This window comes from Halorubrum aethiopicum, from assembly GCF_001542905.1.
In the GTDB taxonomy this organism is placed as follows: domain Archaea; phylum Halobacteriota; class Halobacteria; order Halobacteriales; family Haloferacaceae; genus Halorubrum; species Halorubrum aethiopicum.
In genome coordinates this window covers 880,792-897,423 of the sequence record NZ_LOAJ01000001.1, presented here as the reverse complement: position 1 = coordinate 897,423, position 16,632 = coordinate 880,792, and the positions used below count along the sequence as shown (strand labels likewise).

20 protein-coding genes and 1 pseudogene are annotated in these 16,632 nt (G+C 70.8%); 19 read left to right on the top strand and 2 right to left on the bottom strand.

The window, feature by feature from the left end; genetic code table 11:
• Window positions 1-39 precede the first annotated feature (39 nt).
• On the bottom strand, window positions 40-1,845 hold the full coding sequence (locus tag AXA68_RS04305; protein ID WP_066413268.1) for an Hvo_1808 family surface protein: 1,806 nt from the start codon (window positions 1,843-1,845) through the stop codon (window positions 40-42).
• A 115-nt stretch (window positions 1,846-1,960) separates the two neighbouring features.
• On the opposite strand from AXA68_RS04305, the gene AXA68_RS04300 reads away from it, so the two are divergent.
• From AXA68_RS04300 to hisD, 7 genes and pseudogenes are all read left to right on the top strand, one after another.
• Entirely contained in the window at window positions 1,961-2,539 is a 579-nt protein-coding gene (locus tag AXA68_RS04300; protein WP_066413266.1) for a cysteine hydrolase family protein, read from the top strand.
• A 143-nt stretch (window positions 2,540-2,682) separates the two neighbouring features.
• Complete coding sequence (locus tag AXA68_RS04295; RefSeq protein WP_066413257.1) at window positions 2,683-3,279, top strand: hypothetical protein; 597 nt, start codon at window positions 2,683-2,685, stop codon at window positions 3,277-3,279.
• 143 nt (window positions 3,280-3,422) lie between these two features.
• Window positions 3,423-3,539 (top strand): annotated as a pseudogene (locus tag AXA68_RS17505) (HVO_2523 family zinc finger protein); the annotation flags it as partial.
• A 190-nt stretch (window positions 3,540-3,729) separates the two neighbouring features.
• Window positions 3,730-4,695: a phytoene/squalene synthase family protein gene (locus AXA68_RS04285; protein WP_066413252.1), complete on the top strand. Its 966-nt coding sequence runs from the start codon at window positions 3,730-3,732 to the stop codon at window positions 4,693-4,695.
• 4 nt (window positions 4,696-4,699) lie between these two features.
• Window positions 4,700-4,909, top strand: coding sequence for a hypothetical protein (locus tag AXA68_RS04280; RefSeq protein ID WP_066413250.1), 210 nt, complete (start codon window positions 4,700-4,702; stop codon window positions 4,907-4,909).
• Window positions 4,910-4,985: 76 nt separating this feature from the next.
• Complete coding sequence (locus tag AXA68_RS04275; RefSeq protein ID WP_066413248.1) at window positions 4,986-5,216, top strand: DUF7860 family protein; 231 nt, start codon at window positions 4,986-4,988, stop codon at window positions 5,214-5,216.
• Window positions 5,217-5,283: 67 nt separating this feature from the next.
• Complete coding sequence (hisD, locus tag AXA68_RS04270) at window positions 5,284-6,561, top strand: histidinol dehydrogenase (protein ID WP_066413246.1); 1,278 nt, start codon at window positions 5,284-5,286, stop codon at window positions 6,559-6,561.
• Window positions 6,562-6,645: 84 nt separating this feature from the next.
• Here the strand turns inward: hisD and AXA68_RS04265 are convergent, their stop codons facing one another.
• The gene (locus tag AXA68_RS04265; RefSeq protein WP_066413244.1) at window positions 6,646-7,524 is read right to left on the bottom strand and encodes a hypothetical protein; all 879 of its coding nucleotides are present in this window, start codon (window positions 7,522-7,524) and stop codon (window positions 6,646-6,648) included.
• Window positions 7,525-7,740: 216 nt separating this feature from the next.
• Between AXA68_RS04265 and phnD the strand changes: the two genes are divergently transcribed.
• The 12 genes from phnD to AXA68_RS04205 all read left to right on the top strand — a co-directional run bounded on the left by phnD (window position 7,741) and on the right by AXA68_RS04205 (window position 16,624).
• Window positions 7,741-8,982, top strand: coding sequence for a phosphate/phosphite/phosphonate ABC transporter substrate-binding protein (gene phnD / locus AXA68_RS04260; RefSeq protein WP_198530017.1), 1,242 nt, complete (start codon window positions 7,741-7,743; stop codon window positions 8,980-8,982).
• Between the two features lie 4 nt (window positions 8,983-8,986).
• Window positions 8,987-9,880: a phosphonate ABC transporter ATP-binding protein gene (gene phnC, locus AXA68_RS04255; protein WP_066413242.1), complete on the top strand. Its 894-nt coding sequence runs from the start codon at window positions 8,987-8,989 to the stop codon at window positions 9,878-9,880.
• Between the two features lies 1 nt (window position 9,881).
• On the top strand, window positions 9,882-10,682 hold the full coding sequence (phnE, locus tag AXA68_RS04250) for a phosphonate ABC transporter, permease protein PhnE (protein WP_066413239.1): 801 nt from the start codon (window positions 9,882-9,884) through the stop codon (window positions 10,680-10,682).
• The gene (gene phnE, locus AXA68_RS04245) at window positions 10,679-11,482 is read left to right on the top strand and encodes a phosphonate ABC transporter, permease protein PhnE (RefSeq protein ID WP_066413236.1); all 804 of its coding nucleotides are present in this window, start codon (window positions 10,679-10,681) and stop codon (window positions 11,480-11,482) included. Before phnE (AXA68_RS04250) ends, phnE (AXA68_RS04245) begins: the two co-directional genes overlap by 4 nt.
• Window positions 11,479-12,192 (top strand): HAD family hydrolase, encoded by a 714-nt coding sequence (locus AXA68_RS04240; RefSeq protein WP_066413234.1) that lies wholly within the window; start codon window positions 11,479-11,481, stop codon window positions 12,190-12,192. Before phnE (AXA68_RS04245) ends, AXA68_RS04240 begins: the two co-directional genes overlap by 4 nt.
• Before the next feature lie 52 nt (window positions 12,193-12,244).
• Window positions 12,245-13,435: a mechanosensitive ion channel family protein gene (locus AXA68_RS04235; protein ID WP_066413232.1), complete on the top strand. Its 1,191-nt coding sequence runs from the start codon at window positions 12,245-12,247 to the stop codon at window positions 13,433-13,435.
• A 503-nt stretch (window positions 13,436-13,938) separates the two neighbouring features.
• On the top strand, window positions 13,939-14,778 hold the full coding sequence (locus AXA68_RS04230; protein WP_066413224.1) for a PhoU domain-containing protein: 840 nt from the start codon (window positions 13,939-13,941) through the stop codon (window positions 14,776-14,778).
• Between the two features lie 101 nt (window positions 14,779-14,879).
• A complete protein-coding gene (locus AXA68_RS04225; RefSeq protein ID WP_066413222.1) occupies window positions 14,880-15,248 on the top strand; it encodes a HesB/IscA family protein in 369 nt (122 codons plus the stop codon).
• Window positions 15,249-15,309: 61 nt separating this feature from the next.
• Window positions 15,310-15,555, top strand: coding sequence for a DUF5816 domain-containing protein (locus AXA68_RS04220; RefSeq protein ID WP_066413221.1), 246 nt, complete (start codon window positions 15,310-15,312; stop codon window positions 15,553-15,555).
• Between the two features lie 96 nt (window positions 15,556-15,651).
• Window positions 15,652-15,990 (top strand): DUF7116 family protein, encoded by a 339-nt coding sequence (locus tag AXA68_RS04215; RefSeq protein ID WP_066413219.1) that lies wholly within the window; start codon window positions 15,652-15,654, stop codon window positions 15,988-15,990.
• 74 nt (window positions 15,991-16,064) lie between these two features.
• Complete coding sequence (locus AXA68_RS04210) at window positions 16,065-16,265, top strand: dodecin (RefSeq protein WP_066413217.1); 201 nt, start codon at window positions 16,065-16,067, stop codon at window positions 16,263-16,265.
• A gap of 152 nt (window positions 16,266-16,417) precedes the next feature.
• Window positions 16,418-16,624: a hypothetical protein gene (locus AXA68_RS04205; protein WP_066413214.1), complete on the top strand. Its 207-nt coding sequence runs from the start codon at window positions 16,418-16,420 to the stop codon at window positions 16,622-16,624.
• The last annotated feature ends 8 nt before the right edge of the window (window positions 16,625-16,632 follow it).

Below are 16,632 nucleotides of genomic sequence, written 5' to 3'. Positions count from 1 at the left end.
AAAAGTCATCCGTGTCGTCGCCGCGGTCGCCGCGGTTAGCTACCGCCGCGAGCGACGACGGAGGAGCGCGGTCGCGGAGAGCAGGGCGACGACCGCGGCGACGACGCCGAGTCCGGGCACCCCGTCGTCCGTGGACCCGCCGTCGCCGGGGTCGGCGTCGGCGCTCGTTCCGTCCGCGTCGTCATCCGAAGAGCCGTCATCCGAAGCGACGTCATCCGACGCCCCACTGTCGTCCGGATCGGTCGCGCCGTTCGACGGCTCCGTCCCGTCGTTCGTCATCCCGTCGTCGAGCGCTCCGTCGTCGAGCGCTCCGTCGTCGAGCGCTCCGTCGTCCGCGGTCGTCCCGTCGTCTCCCGTCCCCGATGCGGGCTCCTCGAGGTCGATGCCGGGCCGGAGCTCGAAGACGTCCGGCGGATCGGGCGCGTGGACAATCGTCACCCTGGTCCCGTCGCGCTCGACGCCGTAGGCCCCGCGGAAGTCGCCGGTCGGGATGTCGCGGACGCCGTCGTCGAGGCGGTCCGCGCCGTGTTCCTTCAGCATCGTGCGGTAGGTGGCGTGGAACTCCGCGGCGTCCGTCGGCGTCCGCCACTCGGTCACCCAGACGTAGCCGTCGCGCTCGGCGTCGCCGGCGTCGTTCCGGTACGGGTACAGCTCGTCGTCGACCCACCCCGTCGTCGCGGGGTCCGCGTAGTTGTACGCCGACCGCGTGTCGAGTTGTTCGTCGGTGGCGGTGTGGACCCGGACGTTGGCCGAGACGTCCCGCGTCGGCTCGAGGACCGGGTGGTCGTACTCCCAGCTCTGGTACCAGAACATCACGAACATCGACGCCTCGCCGGCGGTCTCGGAGCCGTTCACGCCCTGGTCGGCGTACGTCTCCCAGCCGCCCTCCGCGGCGTCCTCGAACTCGATCTCGCGGGTCTCGTAGCCGGGTTCGCGGTGGATGACCGCCGCCGTCGCGTTCGGCGGGTCGTTCATCGTCTCGTTGACCGCGCTCCAGCCGCCCTCGTCGATCAGCGCCTCGACGTAGAACGGCCCGTCGGAGTACGGCTGGAGGACCGTCTGGAGGATCCCGAGGTTGTAGTCCGCCGCCGACCCGCCGCCGGATCCGCTGGAGTCGGGGGGCGCGAGACAGCTCCAGTTCGTCTCACAGCGGTCGGCGTACCGCTCCTCGACGTAGACCGCCTCCCCCTCGACTATCCCGTCGACCGCGAGGTCGGCGTCCTGGGTCGCGCCGACGAACCGCGGCGCGGCGAGGTCGTGGTACTGGTCCTGCATCGCGTGGGTCAGCTCGTGGATCAGCGTCGACTCGCTCACCTGGAGCTCCTCGCCCTCCGCGACCACGAGGACGATCCGGTCGTCGGCCGGCGAGTAGAACCCCGAGACGGAGCCGCCGAACACCGTGTCGATCGCCTCCGCGCTCGACTCGTCCTCGCCGACGACGAAAAGCGCCTTCCACACCTGGTCGTTCCAGCGGCGGAACTCGGCGTCGCCCGTCGCGTTCGTCCCGTTGCCGCCCGTCCCGTTCGCTCGGAACTCCTCGCGCGTGACCGTCTCGACCGGGACGCCCGTCTCGAAGGGGCGCTCGCGGAGGCGCTCGACGCGCGCCATGCTCCGGTGGGTCAGCGTCTCGAGTTCGGCCTCCGTCAGCCCGTCGGATTGGTCGAAGCCGAGCTCCTCCGCGTGGTACGTCCCGTTCCAGCAGCCGACCAGGTCGTTGTCCGCGGCAGTCTGGCAGTCGGCGGCGGTCTCCGCGACCGCCGCGTCCGCCGCGGCGACGCCGCCGGTCCCCGCGACGAGGAGGGCGAAGAGGGCGAGCGTCGCCGCGAGGGGGAGAACCCGTCGCATACGGTCGATTACGGGGGACCGGGTAAGTAGTTTGTCCGTTCGGTCCCGGCTCCGGGAGGCGGTCGCCTGCGCCGCCGAGTCCGATCTTTTGTGCCCGGACGCGCAAGGGACGACCATGCCGTACGATCCGGCCGACACCGCGGTGGTCGTCGTCGACATGCAAAACGGGTTCTGTCACCCCGACGGGAGCCTCTACGCCGAGCCGAGCGAGGCGGCGATCGGGCCCGTGACCGACCTCGTCTCGCGCGCCCGGGAGGCCGGCGCGCGCGTCGTCTACACCCGCGACGTCCACCCGCCGGAACAGTTCGAGGACGCCCACTACTACGACGAGTTCGATCGGTGGGGCGAACACGTCGTCGAGGGGTCGTGGGACGCCGAGCTCGTCGACGACCTCGACGTCCGCGAGTCGGACCACGTCGTCGAGAAGCACACCTACGACGCCTTCTACCGGACGGACCTGGAGGGATACCTCGAGACGCACGGGGTCGACGACCTGCTGATCTGCGGGACCCTCGCGAACGTCTGCGTGCTCCACACCGCCGGCAGCGCCGGGCTGCGGGACTACCGCCCCGTCGTCGTCGAGGACGCGCTCGGCTACATCACCGCCGACCACCGCGACTACGCCGTCGAGCACGCCGACTGGCTGTTCGGCGAGACGACGACCCTGGACGCCGTCACGTTCGACTCCGAGTGAGGCCGCGGAGGGGGCGGAGCCGAAGGGAACTGAACGGAATCGGAGGGAGTCGAACGGGACCGAACGGAATCGCCGGTCGCGGCGATTATCAGCCGCGTTAATCGGCGTGTAACCCTTTTTTAGCCCGGACGGGAGTGGGGGGTATGGAACTCTCTCGACGCGGCGTGCTCGGCGGGCTCGGGGCCGCGTGTGCGGTCGGGGCCGTCGGCTTCGCCGGGGCGGTCTCGGTGGGCGAGGAGGGCGGCGACGGAAGCGACTCGGACGACGCGACGACCGGCGCGGGCGACGCCGACGGCGACGGCTCGGGCAGCGACTCGGAGGCGTCGACCGCGACGTCGGTCGCCGTCGACCCGGAGGCGCCGTTCGAGGCCCGGCTGCTTCGCGAGGACGGATCGGACGGCGGGTCGGGCGACGGCCCCGGCGACCTCCTCTTCGAGGCCGCGGACCTCGACTACGTCCAGGGGGTCACCGAGGACGAGGGCGAACACCTCGTGGGGATCTCGCTCTCGGAGGACGGACAAGAGTCGTTCCGCGAGCGGCTCGAGGCGTCGGGCGCGGCCGACGACCCGGAGCCGTTCGCGGTGTCGATGACGCTCGACGGCGAGGAGGTCCGCCGCGTCGACCTCGACGACTCCACGGTGGCGGCGCTGACCGACGAGGAGTGGGGCGGCGTGTTGACGCTGCCGTTCGGGGACGCGAGCGTCGCGGAGTCGGTGTACGCGTCGCTGGCGACGGAGTGACCGCCGGCGGGAGAGGACCGTTTATTACGCCGGCAGCCGTCGGGGCGAGCGTGAGCGACCCGACCGAGCGGTCCGGCCGCGACCGCGGAGGCGACGCCGATCGTGGAGGCGACACCAACCGCGGAGGCGACGCCGGTCGTGAAGGCGACCACGGCGGGCGACCGTGTCCCCGCTGCGGGGAGGCGATGGTCCACAGACACTGCAAGTACGTCTGTCCGATCCACGGGGTCGTCTACGACTGTAGCGACACGTTCTACTAGGGGTTCGGCGGCGGTCCGCGGCCCGACGAACGGGCCGGGAGCGGACGTGAAATAATCGTGGATTCGCGGGAGAAAATAACCGGTCGTGAGGGTCGATATTCGTGGGAACTGTTATGGTTCTGCGGGCCGACCCGTTGTACATGATGGGCGACCCGCTCCCGACCCTCCTCGCGGCGTCTCAGGGGTCACCATGGTAGAGAAACGCCAGGTTGCCCGTGGCAAGCGGATCCAGCGCCGCACCGGGAAGACGTTCCACGTCGCCACCCGCCTGCTGCCCGAGGAGATCCGCCACCCCACGTACGTGTTGTACGGGTTCTTCCGCGTCGCCGACGAGATCGTCGACGCCGAGGAGACCGCGCCGCCGGCCGAACAGCGCGCCGAACTCGAGCGGCTCCGCCGGGCCGCCCTCGGCGAGGAGCCGACCGACGACCCGGTGTTGTCGGCGTTCTCGTCGGTCCGCGAGGAGCGGGACATTGCGGACGCGGACGTGAACGCCTTCATCGACGCGATGGAGAGCGACATCGACACCGACCGCTACGAGACGTACGCCGACCTCGAGGCGTACATGGACGGCTCCGCGTCCGCGGTCGGGCGGATGATGACGGCGATCATGGACCTCGATCCGGCGGCCGAGGAGGCGGCGCTGCCGCACGCGACCCGGCTCGGCGAGGCGTTCCAGATGACGAACTTCCTGCGGGACGTCCGCGAGGACGTCGTCGAGCGCGACCGGATCTACCTCCCGCTCGAGACCCTGCGTCGACACAGCGTGAGCGAGGAGCGAATCTTGAACCTGGAGTTCGACGACGACGTGGCCGCCGCGATCCGCGAGGAGCTCGTCCGGACCGAGCGGCTCTACGAGGAGGGCGTGGCCGGGATCAAGTACCTCCCGGAGGACTGTCAGCTCGCGGTGTTGCTGGCGGCGGTGCTGTACGCCGACCACCACCGGCTGATCAGGAAGCTCGGGTACGACACCGTCTCGACGACGCCGGAGCTCTCCTTCACCCGGAAGCTCTCGCTTCTCGTCCGGACCCGCTGGAAGTGGCAGTGGAACTCCGACCCGGAGGCGGTGTTCTACGAGATGAGCCACGGGTTCGACCGCGACCACGGCCGCCACGGGCACGGTCGCCACGACCACACCGCCCTCCGGACCGACTGACCCGATGAACCGGGCGGGGTTCGTGCGGCTCGCGCTCGTCGCGTTCGAGCTCGGGATCGCCGCCTTCGTCGTCCGCGGGACGATCCGGCTCCTCGCGCCCTACGGGGTCGCCGTCGCGCTCTCCGCGCCGCTGCTTTTCGCGGCCGGCGCGATCCTCGCGGGGCTCGTCGTCGTCGCCACCCTGGACGCGACCGGGATCCGGCCGCTGGAGTGAGGACGCGACGGCGACCCATTCCGGTGAGCGCCCGTTGAGAGAAATTCTTATGCGATCCTCGCGACGACGGGGAACCATGACGGGCCGTTACGGCGACCTCGACTATCCGACGATCACCAAACGGAGCTTCCTGTTCGGGGTCTCTCTGTTCCTGATCGGGGCGCTCGGCGAGCTGACCATCCACACGACGGGAGCGCAGGTTCCCGGCTGGGAGGAGACCCTCCTGCTCGATCTCGAGTTCCTCGGAACCGCGATCGCGCTCCTCTCGCCGTTCGTGTTCGGGATCCTTCTCCCGCTCACCGAGTAGGGAGCGCGACGGCCCCCCGACCGACGCGAGCCGGAACGCCCTTTTCCCGTCGCCCCCGAGCGAGGGTATGAATGTACGAGCCGTCGCCGACCTCTCGCCCGCGGAGCGGCGCGCGTTCTTCGAGCGCGACGCGGGGATCGACGCGGTCCGCGGGGACGTAGAGGAGATCGTCGACCGGGTGCGCGAGGAGGGGGACGTGGCGGTCCGCGAGTTCGCCGAGGAGTTCGACGGGGTGGCCGTCGGCAACCTCGACATCACCGACGAGGCCGCGCGCGCACACGCCGAACTCGAGGACGCGGACGACCCGGTCCTCGACGCGGTCCGCGAGGCCGCCGACAACGTCCGGGCGTTCCACGAGCGCCAACGGCCCGAGGACTGGCGCGAGTCGTTCGAGGGGCGCGAGCTGGGTCGGCGCTTCCGACCGATCGACCGCGCGGGCGTCTACGTCCCCGGCGGCGCGGCGGCGTACCCCTCCAGCGCGCTGATGGGCGTGGTCCCGGCGGTCGTGGCGGGCGTCGACCACGTCTCCGTCGCGACCCCGCCCGCGGACGACCCGAACCCCGTCACGCTCGCGGCGATCCACGAGGCGGGCGCGGACGCGGTGTACCAGGCCGGCGGCGCGCAGGCGATCGCGGCGCTCGCGTACGGGACGGAGACGGTGACGACCGTCGAGAAGGTGGTCGGCCCCGGAAACAAGTGGGTGACCGCCGCCAAGTCGATCGTCCAGGGCGACGTCGAGATCGACTTCCTCGCGGGGCCGAGCGAGGTGCTGGTGCTCGCGGACGGCACGGCCGATCCCGAGTACGTCGCCGCCGAACTGCTCGCGCAGGCCGAACACGACCCGGACGCCTCCGTCGTCGCCGTGACCGACGACGCCGACCTCGCGGCTGCGGTCGCCGAGGCGGTGGAGGCGGGCGTCGACGAACGCGAGCGGGCGGAGACGATTCGAGCCGCGCTCGACGGCGACGCCTCCGGCGTGCTCCACGCGCGGTCGATGTCGGAGGCGGTGCTGTTCGCGGAGGAGTACGCGGCCGAGCACCTCTCGATCATGGCCGACGACGACGAGGCGCTGCTCGACCGGATCTCGAACGCGGGCTCCGTCTTCCTCGGTCCCCACTCGCCGGTCGCCGCCGGCGACTACGCGGCCGGGCCGAACCACGTGCTGCCGACGAACGGCGGCGCGAAGCGGTACGGCGGGCTCTCCGTGGACACGTTCCTGCGGTCGTCGACCGTCCAGCGGCTCGACCGCGAGTCGCTCTCGGACATCGCCGACGTCGTGACGACGCTGGCGGAGGCGGAGGGGTTGGAGGCGCACGCCGAGAGCGTTCGCAAGCGGTTCGAGTAGGGCGGGCGGAGCGTTCGGGGGCGGAGACGCGGTCGCGCCGGACGGCCCACGCGGGCTCGGACGAACTACGCCGGGTCGGACGGATTACGCGGGATCGAACGTGTACAGCCGCACCTCGCAGGCGGGACAGACGAGCGTCTCGGCCGGCTCCTCGCCCGGCCCGCTGTAGCCGCCACAGCAGGGCATGTCGACGCCCTGCTCGAGTTCCGTCTCGCAGTCCGGACAGCGGTCGAGGAACATCCGGTTCGTCCGCGCGGCCGCGAGGCGGACCGAGTCGTCGTCGAGGAACGGCTCGGCCGCGCGGTAGCCGGCGATCTCGGCGATCGCGGTCGGCCGGTCGACCCACGTCTCCTCCATGACGGTCGCGTCCTCCGCCGCGAGCGCGATCCACTCGCGGTCAGCCCGGACCACGCGCGAGGCGGTCGCGGGCGAGATCTCCCGCGCTATCTCGGCGAGCGCCTCGGTGTCGCGGTCGCGAAGCCGGTCGATCTCCGCGCCCCAGCGCTCGTCGTAGGCCGCGGTGGGAGCCACCGTGTCGCCGTCGACCGCGAGCACGTCCGCCGAGACGAGGCGGTCGAGGAGGACGGCGGGGTCGACGGCCGTCCGGCGGAGCGAGCCGGTCCCGCCGTCGGGGGGCGCTCCCGCCCCGTCGGTCGCGTCCGGTCCGCCGGCCGTCTCCGCTCCACCGCCCGCGCCGACCCCGTGGAACACCGCCTCGCTGCCGGGGATCGGGGCGACCAGTCGCGGCGCGAACCGCGGCGTCCCCGGAACGACGTATCCCCGGAGCCAGACGAGCGCGAGCCCGGCGAGGGCGACGGCCCCGCCGAGCGCCGGCGAGCCGACGGCCGTGACCGCCGCGGCGGCGATCGCGACGACGGCCACGTTGACCGTCGTACACGGCCAACAGCGGTTCTCGCCGGTGTGGGCGGGTCGCCTGAGGTCGGTTGCGGTGGGAAGGCGCATCCACGCGGAGTTCCGGCCGCGGCGGCATCAACCTTGCCGTGATCGGGCGGACGGGACGGGATCGACGCGGCGCTCCCCACGAGTACGTTTCTCACGGGAGGGCTCGAATCGCGTCCGGGCCCGTCGGCGGTCTCCGGAGCGTTCGTGAGCGCTCGAATCCGGAACGTACGGGTCATAGCAGCCTTCTTAGGCCGAACGAGGGGAGAATCGGCCGTAATGGTGGAAGACACCTGCGGACGAACGGGACCGAGTTCGAGACGGCGGTTCATCAGCCTCGGCGGCGCGGCCGCGATCGCGGGACTGGCCGGGTGTTCCGGCGGGTCGGGCTCGACCGGCTCCGGCGGCTCCGACGGCTCCGGCTCGGACGGCTCCGGCGGCTCGGGCGGCGACGGAGGGGGTGGCGGCTCCGGCGGTGACGGAGAGTCCGGGGATCCGATGCTCGCGGAGTCGAGCGCGTTCGACCCCGAGAGCCCGAACTGGGAGGAGAACAACTACCTCTCGACGCCGCTCGTCGACGCGGGGTACGAGCGCGGGACCCAGGCGGACCTCGAACGGATGGGGAACCGCGAGGTCGAGGAAATTCCCCACGGCGAGCCCGTTCAGGAGACGCCGGAGGACGAGAGCGAGTGGCTCGAGCCGGACACGCTCGTCTTCACCGAGAGCCCGAGCGAGGACGTTCAGGGTCGCTACGAGGAGGACTTCCAGGCCGTCTTCGAGCGGATCGAGGAGGAGACCGGCATCCCGGTCGAGTACAACCGCGTGAACAACTACGCCGCCTCCGTCGAGGCGATGCGCTCGGAGCGCGCCCACATCGCGAACTTCTCGACGGGGACCACCGCGTTCGCGGTCAACCTCGCCGGCGCGGTGCCGTTCGCCGCCGGGATCGCGCCCGACGGCGCGTTCGGGTATCGGCTGTTCGCGACGACCCGCGCCGACGCCGAGGAGGTCCAGGCGGTCGAGGACTTCGCGGACGACGACGTCCGGATGGCCCACGCGGAGCCGGCGTCGAACTCCGGCCACCAGGCCCCCTCGGCGCTGTTCGACCAGTACTTCGACGTGACCGCCGGCGAGGACTACGAGGTCAACTTCTCCGGCGGCCACTCCCAGACCACCCGCGGCATCGCGGCCGGCGACTACGACGCCGGGCCGATCTGTTCGACCTGCTTCCTCGACACCGTGGAGGCCGACAGCAACCTGAGCTTCGACGACTTCAAGGTCGTCTGGGCGTCCGACCCGTTCCCGAACGGCCCCGTCGCGTACCGCTACAACCTCCACCCCGACATCCAGGAGGGGATCCGGGCCGCCTGGCTCGACTCCGACTTCGCCGGCACGGCGTACGCCGAGCGGACCGGCTACGAGGAGTACGTCCCCATCGAGTACCGCCGCCACTGGTACAACATCATGGTCATCCAGCGGTACAACGGCGTCGAGTACACGCAGGGCTCGCTGAGCGAGTGATCCGATGACGCTCGACGTAACCGACCTCCGGAAGACGTATCCGACGGGGGACGAGGCGCTGAAGGGGGTCGACCTCTCGATCGACGGCAGCGAGACGACCGCGATGATCGGTCCGAGCGGGGCCGGGAAAAGCACCTTCATCCGGTGTGTCAACCGGCTCACGGAGCCCACCGGGGGGACGGTCGAGATCGACGGCACCGAGTTGACCGCGCTCGACGACGACGGGCTCCGCGAGGCCCGCCGCGACATCGGGATGATCTTCCAGGAGTACAACCTCGTCGAGCGGCTCACGGTGATGGAGAACGTGCTCACCGGGCGGCTGGGGTACGTCTCCGCGTGGCGGGCGTTCCGGCGGTCGTTCCCGCCCGAGGACGTCGAGCGCGCCTACGAGATACTCGACCGCGTCGGGCTCGACGGCATGGAGAACAAGCGCGTCGACGAGCTGTCGGGCGGGCAGCGCCAGCGCGTCGGCATCGCCCGCGCGGTCGTCCAACAGCCCACGATCCTCCTCGTCGACGAGCCGACCTCCAGTCTCGACCCCGAGACGTCGAACACGGTGATGCGACTCCTCACCGAGATCGCGGCCGAGCGCGAGGTCCCCGTGTTGATCAACATCCACGAGGTGGACCTCGCGGTCGAGCACGCCGATCGGATCGTCGGGCTCCACGACGGCGAGGTCGTCTTCGAGGGACCGGCGGCCGACCTCGGCGACGCGGCGCTCGACCGCGTCTACCGCGGCGGCGACCCGCCCGAGTCGGACGCGTCGCGGTCGGCGCTCGGCGCGAGCGACGGCGACGGGACGGCCGCCGAGGGCGACCCCGTCGACCCCCCCGCCCGCGACGGCGTGGTCTCGGCCGACGGCCGAACCGCGGACCGGCCCGCCTCGGGAGGCTCCTGAGATGGCGGCCGAACGGCGCACCTGGCGGCGACCGACCGTCTTCCGCCGCCGGGAGTTCAAGTGGGCGGCCTACCTCGGGATCGCCGCCTTCTTCCTCTGGTCCGCGTGGGGGATCGGGGCCGACCCCGCCCGGATCGTTCGGGGGTTCGGCCGCGGGCTGACGCTGCTCGGCGACTTCTTCCCGCCGGAGGCGACGCCGCGACAGGCCCGGCGGATCGTCGACAAGATGGTCGAGAGCGTCGCCATGGCGATGATCTCGACGGTCACGGGGATCGCGATCAGCGTCCCCGTCGCGTTCATGGCCGCGGAGAACCTCTCGCCGAAGCCGCTCTACTACCTCAACCGCGGGTTCATCTCGCTGTCCCGCGCGCTCAACGCGATCATCGTCGCCATCCTCGTCGTGAAGGCGGTCGGGCTCGGTCCCCTGGCCGGCATCATCACGATCACGTTCAAGACGGTCGGCTTCTTCGCGAAGCTGCTCGCGGAGGACTTAGAGGACATCGACATGGGGAGCGTCGACGCGGTGCGGGCGACCGGCGCGTCGCCGGTCCAGACCCTGATATACGGCGTCGTCCCCCAGATCGTGCCCCGCTTCGCGGGGCTCAGCGTCTACCGCTGGGACATCAACATCCGGACCTCGACCGTCGTCGGGATCGTCGGGGCGGGCGGGATCGGATCGGTGCTTCTCACCGCCTTCAACCGCTACTCCTACCAGTACGTCAGCGCCATCCTCGTCGCGATCATCGCGGTCGTGCTCGTCGCGGAGGGGGTCAGCGCGGTCGTCAGACGGAGGTACCAGTGACGTCGAGGACCGAAGCCGCACGGACGTGGGAGCGGTTCGACCGCCGCCGCAAGGTCGGTCGGTTCCTCGGGGTGCTCGGCGCGCTCGTCGTGTTCGTCGCGTCGTGGCGCTTCCTCGACACCGGGATCACGAACGTCGAGACCGTCCCCCGGGAGATCAACGATCTGCTCACCCGGATGTACCCGCCGGACGTGGCGTACGTCCCGGAGATCGTCGGGCCGCTCGTCGAGACGCTCCACATCGCCGCGCTCGGCACCGTCGGCGCGCTCGTGCTCGCGGTTCCCGTCGCGCTGCTGGCGGCCGAGAACACCACGCCGAACGCCGCGACCTACTGGCTCGGGAAGCTGATCGTGACGGTGAGCCGCTCCGTGAACACGATCATCTGGGCGCTGATCTTCGTCGTCGTGTTCGGGAGCGGCCCCCTCGCCGGCGCGGTCGCCATCGCGTTCCGGTCGATCGGCTTCCTCGGGAAGCTGCTCGGCGAGGAGATAGAGGAGATCGACTTCGGACAGGTCGAGGCCGTCCGCGCCGCGGGGGCCTCCTCGACGCAGGTGTTGATCTACGGCATCCTCCCGCAGGTCAAGCCGGCGCTCGTCGGGCTCAGCGTCTACCGCTGGGACATCAACGTCCGCGACTCGACGATCCTCGGGTTCGTCGGCGCGGGCGGCATCGGCGTCCAGCTGTTCCGCGCCGTCAACGCCTTCGCCTGGCAGTCGGTGGCGACCATCCTGATCGTCATCCTCGGCGTCGTCCTCGCGAGCGAGGGACTCTCGGCGTACGCACGGGGGCTCACCCGATGAAGGTCGTCGACGCGGCCGGCGACGGGGTCGTCCTCTTCGACATGGACGGCGTGATCCTCGACGGGCGGGGGACCGAGGCCGCGGTCCACGCCCGCGCCCTCGACGACGTCCTGGAGGAGCGCGACCTGGAGATCGACGACGACCTCCGCGGCGCGCTCGCGACGTACGAGTACGACGACGCGTTCCGCGCCGCCTGCGGGCGGCTCGACGTCGACCCCGACGCGCTCTTCTCGGCGCGGGAGGAGCGCAGCGCGAAGCGGACCGTCTCCCGGCTGGCGGCCGGCGTCCGGACGCTGTGTCCCGACGTCGACGCGCTCGAGCCGATCGCGGAGCGCGCGACCGTGGGGCTGGTGAGCAACAACTACCACCCGACGGTGGAGTTCGTCGTCGACCACTTCCGGCTGACCGAGTTCGAGTACGTCCGGGGCCGCGACCTCGGGCCCGACGGGTTCGACCGCCGGAAGCCCGACCCGTACTACCTGAACGAGGCGCTCGACGCGCTCGACGCGTCCGGCGGGGTCTACGTCGGCGACCGCGCGACCGACGTGATCGCCGCCGAGCGGGCGGGCCTCGAGAGCGTCCTGGTCCGGCGCGAGCACAACGCCGCGCTCGACCTCGACGCGGAGCCGACCGTCGAGGTCGGGAGCCTCCACGAACTCGTCGACCTCCTCGCGCCCGCCGGGAGGGCGGACGACGGACGACGTCGATAGCGACGTCGCTCCCGGCAGAAACGGTTATTTCCCGCAACGACCTCTCGAAGTCATGATACCGTCGCTGATCGGGGCGTTCGAGGGGCTCACCGCGGTCGAGGCGACGGTCGCGGTGCTCCTTATCTCCGTCGTCGCCGCCGTGGGCATGGAGTTCGTCGTCCTCCGCGTCGCCCGACGGTACGTCGCGACCACGGACGGCGAGTACGACGACATCGTCATCGACTCGCTGCGCGCGCCGCTCGTCGTCACCGCCGCGCTGGCGGGCGTGTACGTGCTCACGCAGATGCCCGCGGTCCGGGCGTCGGTGGTCGTGGACCCGGGGCTGCTCGACGACCTCTTCGGCCGCCCCTCGCTGTCGGTCGTGATCCTCGTCTGGGCGTACGCGGCCAACGCGGTCGTGAACCGGCTCGTCGCCGCCGTCAACGCGGAGGGGAGCCGGTTCGACTTCGCGCCCGTCTTCTCGAACGTCTGGAGTCTCGCCGTCCTCCTCGGGAGCGTGGGGTCGCTGCTGTGGCTGTGGGGCATCGAGATCACGCCGCTCCTCGGCGCGGCCGGCGTCGCCGGCATCGCCGTCGGCTTCGCCGCGAAGGACACCGTCGCGAACTTCTTCGGCGGCATCGCGCTCTACTTCGACGACACCTACAAGATCGGCGACTACATCGTACTCGACGACGGCACCGCGGGCACCGTCATCAAGGTCGGCGTCCGCTCGACGACGCTTCTCACCCGCGACGAGGTGATGGTGACCGTCCCCAACGCCGCGCTCAACGCGGCGAAGGTGACGAACGAGTCCGCGCCGCAGCGTCGCCGTCGCGTCCGGGTCCCGATCGGCGTCGCCTACGGCACCGACGTCGACGCCTTCGAGGCGCTCGCGATCGACGTGGCGCTGGCGGAGCCGCTGGTCCTCGACTCGCCGCGCCCGCGGGCGCGGCTCCGCTCGTTCGGCGACTCGGCGCTCCAGTACGAGCTGCTCTGTTGGGTCAAGGGTCCGACCCGACGACGACGCGCCCAACACGAGATCAACCGCGCGCTGTACAAGGCGCTCGCCGACGCGGACATCGAGATCCCGTACCCGAAACGCGACGTCACGATCGCCGGCGGACGCGACCCCGGCGTGTCCGACCCCGCGGCCGCCGACGGATCGGTTCCCGTCGCCGAGGACGGATCGGCTACTGTCGCCAACGACGGATCGGCTCCCGTCGCCGATGACGGATCGACTCCCGTCGCCGATGACGCGGCCTGATAGTGTTTATTGTAACTGTTTACCGGTGCTCCGCCAGGACGGGTCGGGGGAGCACCGGAAATGACTTACAATAAACACTATGAAACCGGACCGCGATCGCCCGCCGACCGGCGACGCGACTCGGAAGCGGATATATATCGCTATTGAGAGATCCGATCGGGTATGAGGTCACGGGAGCGCTCGGTTGGGGACCCGAGCGGCACGTATCCCACATAGCAGGGTACATGATCGTCGGTCGGGTACCCTGCGGCATGGTACCCGTACCCGACCGGAGCCGAGGCGAGGACGGACCGACGGACGCAGCGCGGATCGCCCGGAGATGAACGACGGAACGGACCCGTACGAGCGGAAGATCCAGCTCACCGGGGGACGACGTACACGGTCTCGCTGCCGAAGGGGTGGGCGAACGACCGCTCGCTCGACACAGGGGACACCCTCCACCTCTACCCGAGGGGCGGCCGGCTGCTCCTCGCCCCGCCGGAGGCGGAGGGGGAGAGCGGACGGTGTCGCTGTCGGCGGCACGACACGACCCGACCGGGATCGAGCGGCTGGTCGCCGCCGCGTACGTCGCCGGTGCCGACGTCGTCCGCGTCGACGGCGCTCCGGACCGCGCCGGGCGGGCGGCCGTCCGCGACGCGGTCGCCGGCCTCGTCGGGATCGAGATCGCGGAGGAAACGGAGGAGGCGGTGGTCGCGCGGACGATGCTCGACGTCGCGGACCTCCCGCCGACGCGGACGCTGGAGCGGATGGCGGACCGGACCCTGACGATGCACGGGGACGCCGTCGCGGCCGCGCTCGCTGGAGACGGCGAGGCCGGAGGGCGCGTCCGCGACCAGGACGACGACGTGGACCGGCTGTTCGGCCTCCTCTCCCGCGAGTTCCAGCGCTCTCTCGTCGAGGTCCCGGCGGACGGCGACGGGGGCCTCACCCCGTTCGACCACTACGCCGTCGCCAGGCAGCTGGAGCGGGTCGCGGACCACGCGACGAAGATCGCCGAGGCCGCCGAGGCGATCGCGGAGCCGCCCGCGGACCCGGTCGCGGCGGACCTCGACCGGCTCGCGACCGACGCGCGGGCGACGGTCGAGCGGGCGTTCTCGGAGACGATCGGGGAGTGTGACCCGCGGACGCTCGGGACGGCGATCGCCGACGCCGAGGACCTCCTCGAGGAGGCGCGGCGGGTCGATCGGGAGCTCTACGAGCGGAGCCTCGCGGACGGGTACGTGCTCGCGACGGTGCTCGACAGCATCACGCGCACCGCCGAGTACGGGATCAACGTCGCCGAGGTCGGGCTCCGCGCGGCCCTGCGGGACGGTCCGGACGGCTCGACCGCCGGATCGGCGTGACTCTCCCGATCGGCGGGCCGCCGATACGTGGCATGTTACCGAGAGTCATGTCACCCGTTTACACCGCCAGGGTTTTCATCCTGCGACGGGTATCTCGGCGTATGAGCACCGAATCGGTTCAGGGAGGCGGCGACGATCCGGCGATCGAGGTGACGCCGGAGGCCGCCGCGGAGGCGCTCTCGCTTCTGGAGGGCGAAGAGCTCGACACCGACGAGGCGGGGCTCCGGCTGTTCGTCCAGCAGGGCGGCTGTGCGGGGCTCTCCTACGGGATGCGCTTCGACACCGAGCCGGAGCCGGACGACCTCGTCGTCGAGCACCACGGGCTGCGGGTGTTCGTCGACCCCGCCAGCCGGAACTACATCGGCGGCAGCAAACTCGACTACGAGAGCGGCCTCCAGGCCGCCGGCTTCCACGTCGAGAACCCGAACGTCGTCTCCGAGTGCGGCTGCGGGGAGTCGTTCCGGACCTGAGGGCCGGGCGGTCCCGAGCCGTGTCTCGCTTCTTAAGTCGCTCGACCGAGTACCGTACGGTATGGAACTCGACGCGTCGACGACCGCGGACGGCGAGCGGGTGTACATCGACCGAACGCGCGCCGAACGCGGGGCGGAGGGGCCCTTCTACCTCGTCTACACGGACGCGGACGCCGCCGATCGGTGGGGGTTCGCGTGCGGGAACTGCGGCTCGCTCGACACGGCGATGGACACGATGGGGCGGATCCAGTGTACCGACTGCGGCAACCTCCGGAAGCCGGACGAGTGGGACGCCGCCCACGAGTGAGTCGCACGAGCCGGCGCGTGCGGGGCGAACGCGGGGATGTGCGATCCCGAGAACCGTGAGAAAGTTTATCACGGATCCCGATCAACGGTCGGATCGATGGCCACTGCGAGCATCCCACCGACGACGGAGGCCAGAGACGTCTTTCGTGAGCTCGGATACAGCGTCTCCGAGGGCGGACGCGAGTTCGTCGCGGAGCGAAAGTGGCGACGCGTCCTCGTCACGGCGCTGTGTATGGAGGACGACGATCTGGGCCCGTATCTCACGGACGGTGGGGAGACGCCGCGACTCCGTTGTTTCGTCACGTGGCGGACGAACGCCGACGACCTCCAGGAGCGGCTCACGTCGCTGAAGCCCCCCTACGACTGGGCGGTGATCGGCGTCGACCCCGACGGCGACGACTTCTCCGTGATGGAGGGAGCGCCGGGGAGCCCCTGAACGGAGCCGGCGGTCCGGCGATCGACCCACGATCCGCGGACGGTTTTATAATGGCGTGCGATCAACCGGCACGCATGGTGTTCAAGAAGATCACGCTGATCGGAACGAGCGAGGAGAGCTTCGACGCCGCCGCGGACGAGGCGATCGACCGAGCCGAGGACACCCTGGATAACGTCTACTGGGCAGAAGTACAGGAGTTCGGCGTGGAGATCAAGAACGCGCCGGAACGGGAGTACCAGGCCGAAGTCGAGATCGCCTTCGAGCTCGAGGACTGAGGCGACGCTCCCGTTTCGTCGACGCGGTCTCGATCGAGACACGTGGCTTGTCTGGAACGTCTCTCACCGGACGGTGAGCGGTCAGCACGGACCGAAAGTCCGAGACTCGTCCGTCCGAACCTTGATACGCGTGAGAACGACAGGGAGACGGTATGAGCGCGACCGAGGACGCGATCCGCTCGAGAGCCATCGGCGCGGGGATCGGGATCGGCGTCGGCATCGGTGCCGGGTGGGGGATCGTGATGGCACGGGTCATGGGCGGCGAGGTCTCGACCGGACTCACGATGGGGGCGGGTGCCGGGTTGGCGATCGCGCTCGTGTCCGGTGCCGCCGTCTATCGTACGGCGACGGCCGAGTGATCGATCCC

What these genes read in the sequence shown, in the direction of transcription:
- AXA68_RS04265 (WP_066413244.1), bottom strand. Translation starts at nt 7,524, where the DNA reads ATGCGCCTTCCCACCGCAACCGACCTCAGGCGACCCGCCCACACCGGC.
- AXA68_RS04295 (WP_066413257.1), top strand. Translation starts at nt 2,683, where the DNA reads ATGGAACTCTCTCGACGCGGCGTGCTCGGCGGGCTCGGGGCCGCGTGT.
- AXA68_RS04205 (WP_066413214.1), top strand. Translation starts at nt 16,418, where the DNA reads ATGAGCGCGACCGAGGACGCGATCCGCTCGAGAGCCATCGGCGCGGGG.
- AXA68_RS04300 (WP_066413266.1), top strand. Translation starts at nt 1,961, where the DNA reads ATGCCGTACGATCCGGCCGACACCGCGGTGGTCGTCGTCGACATGCAA.
- phnD (WP_198530017.1), top strand. Translation starts at nt 7,741, where the DNA reads ATGGTGGAAGACACCTGCGGACGAACGGGACCGAGTTCGAGACGGCGG.
- AXA68_RS04285 (WP_066413252.1), top strand. Translation starts at nt 3,730, where the DNA reads ATGGTAGAGAAACGCCAGGTTGCCCGTGGCAAGCGGATCCAGCGCCGC.
- AXA68_RS04225 (WP_066413222.1), top strand. Translation starts at nt 14,880, where the DNA reads ATGAGCACCGAATCGGTTCAGGGAGGCGGCGACGATCCGGCGATCGAG.
- hisD (WP_066413246.1), top strand. Translation starts at nt 5,284, where the DNA reads ATGAATGTACGAGCCGTCGCCGACCTCTCGCCCGCGGAGCGGCGCGCG.
- AXA68_RS04240 (WP_066413234.1), top strand. Translation starts at nt 11,479, where the DNA reads ATGAAGGTCGTCGACGCGGCCGGCGACGGGGTCGTCCTCTTCGACATG.
- AXA68_RS04210 (WP_066413217.1), top strand. Translation starts at nt 16,065, where the DNA reads ATGGTGTTCAAGAAGATCACGCTGATCGGAACGAGCGAGGAGAGCTTC.
- AXA68_RS04280 (WP_066413250.1), top strand. Translation starts at nt 4,700, where the DNA reads ATGAACCGGGCGGGGTTCGTGCGGCTCGCGCTCGTCGCGTTCGAGCTC.
- phnE (WP_066413239.1), top strand. Translation starts at nt 9,882, where the DNA reads ATGGCGGCCGAACGGCGCACCTGGCGGCGACCGACCGTCTTCCGCCGC.
- phnC (WP_066413242.1), top strand. Translation starts at nt 8,987, where the DNA reads ATGACGCTCGACGTAACCGACCTCCGGAAGACGTATCCGACGGGGGAC.
- AXA68_RS04275 (WP_066413248.1), top strand. Translation starts at nt 4,986, where the DNA reads ATGACGGGCCGTTACGGCGACCTCGACTATCCGACGATCACCAAACGG.
- AXA68_RS04215 (WP_066413219.1), top strand. Translation starts at nt 15,652, where the DNA reads ATGGCCACTGCGAGCATCCCACCGACGACGGAGGCCAGAGACGTCTTT.
- AXA68_RS04235 (WP_066413232.1), top strand. Translation starts at nt 12,245, where the DNA reads ATGATACCGTCGCTGATCGGGGCGTTCGAGGGGCTCACCGCGGTCGAG.
- AXA68_RS04220 (WP_066413221.1), top strand. Translation starts at nt 15,310, where the DNA reads ATGGAACTCGACGCGTCGACGACCGCGGACGGCGAGCGGGTGTACATC.
- AXA68_RS04305 (WP_066413268.1), bottom strand. Translation starts at nt 1,845, where the DNA reads ATGCGACGGGTTCTCCCCCTCGCGGCGACGCTCGCCCTCTTCGCCCTC.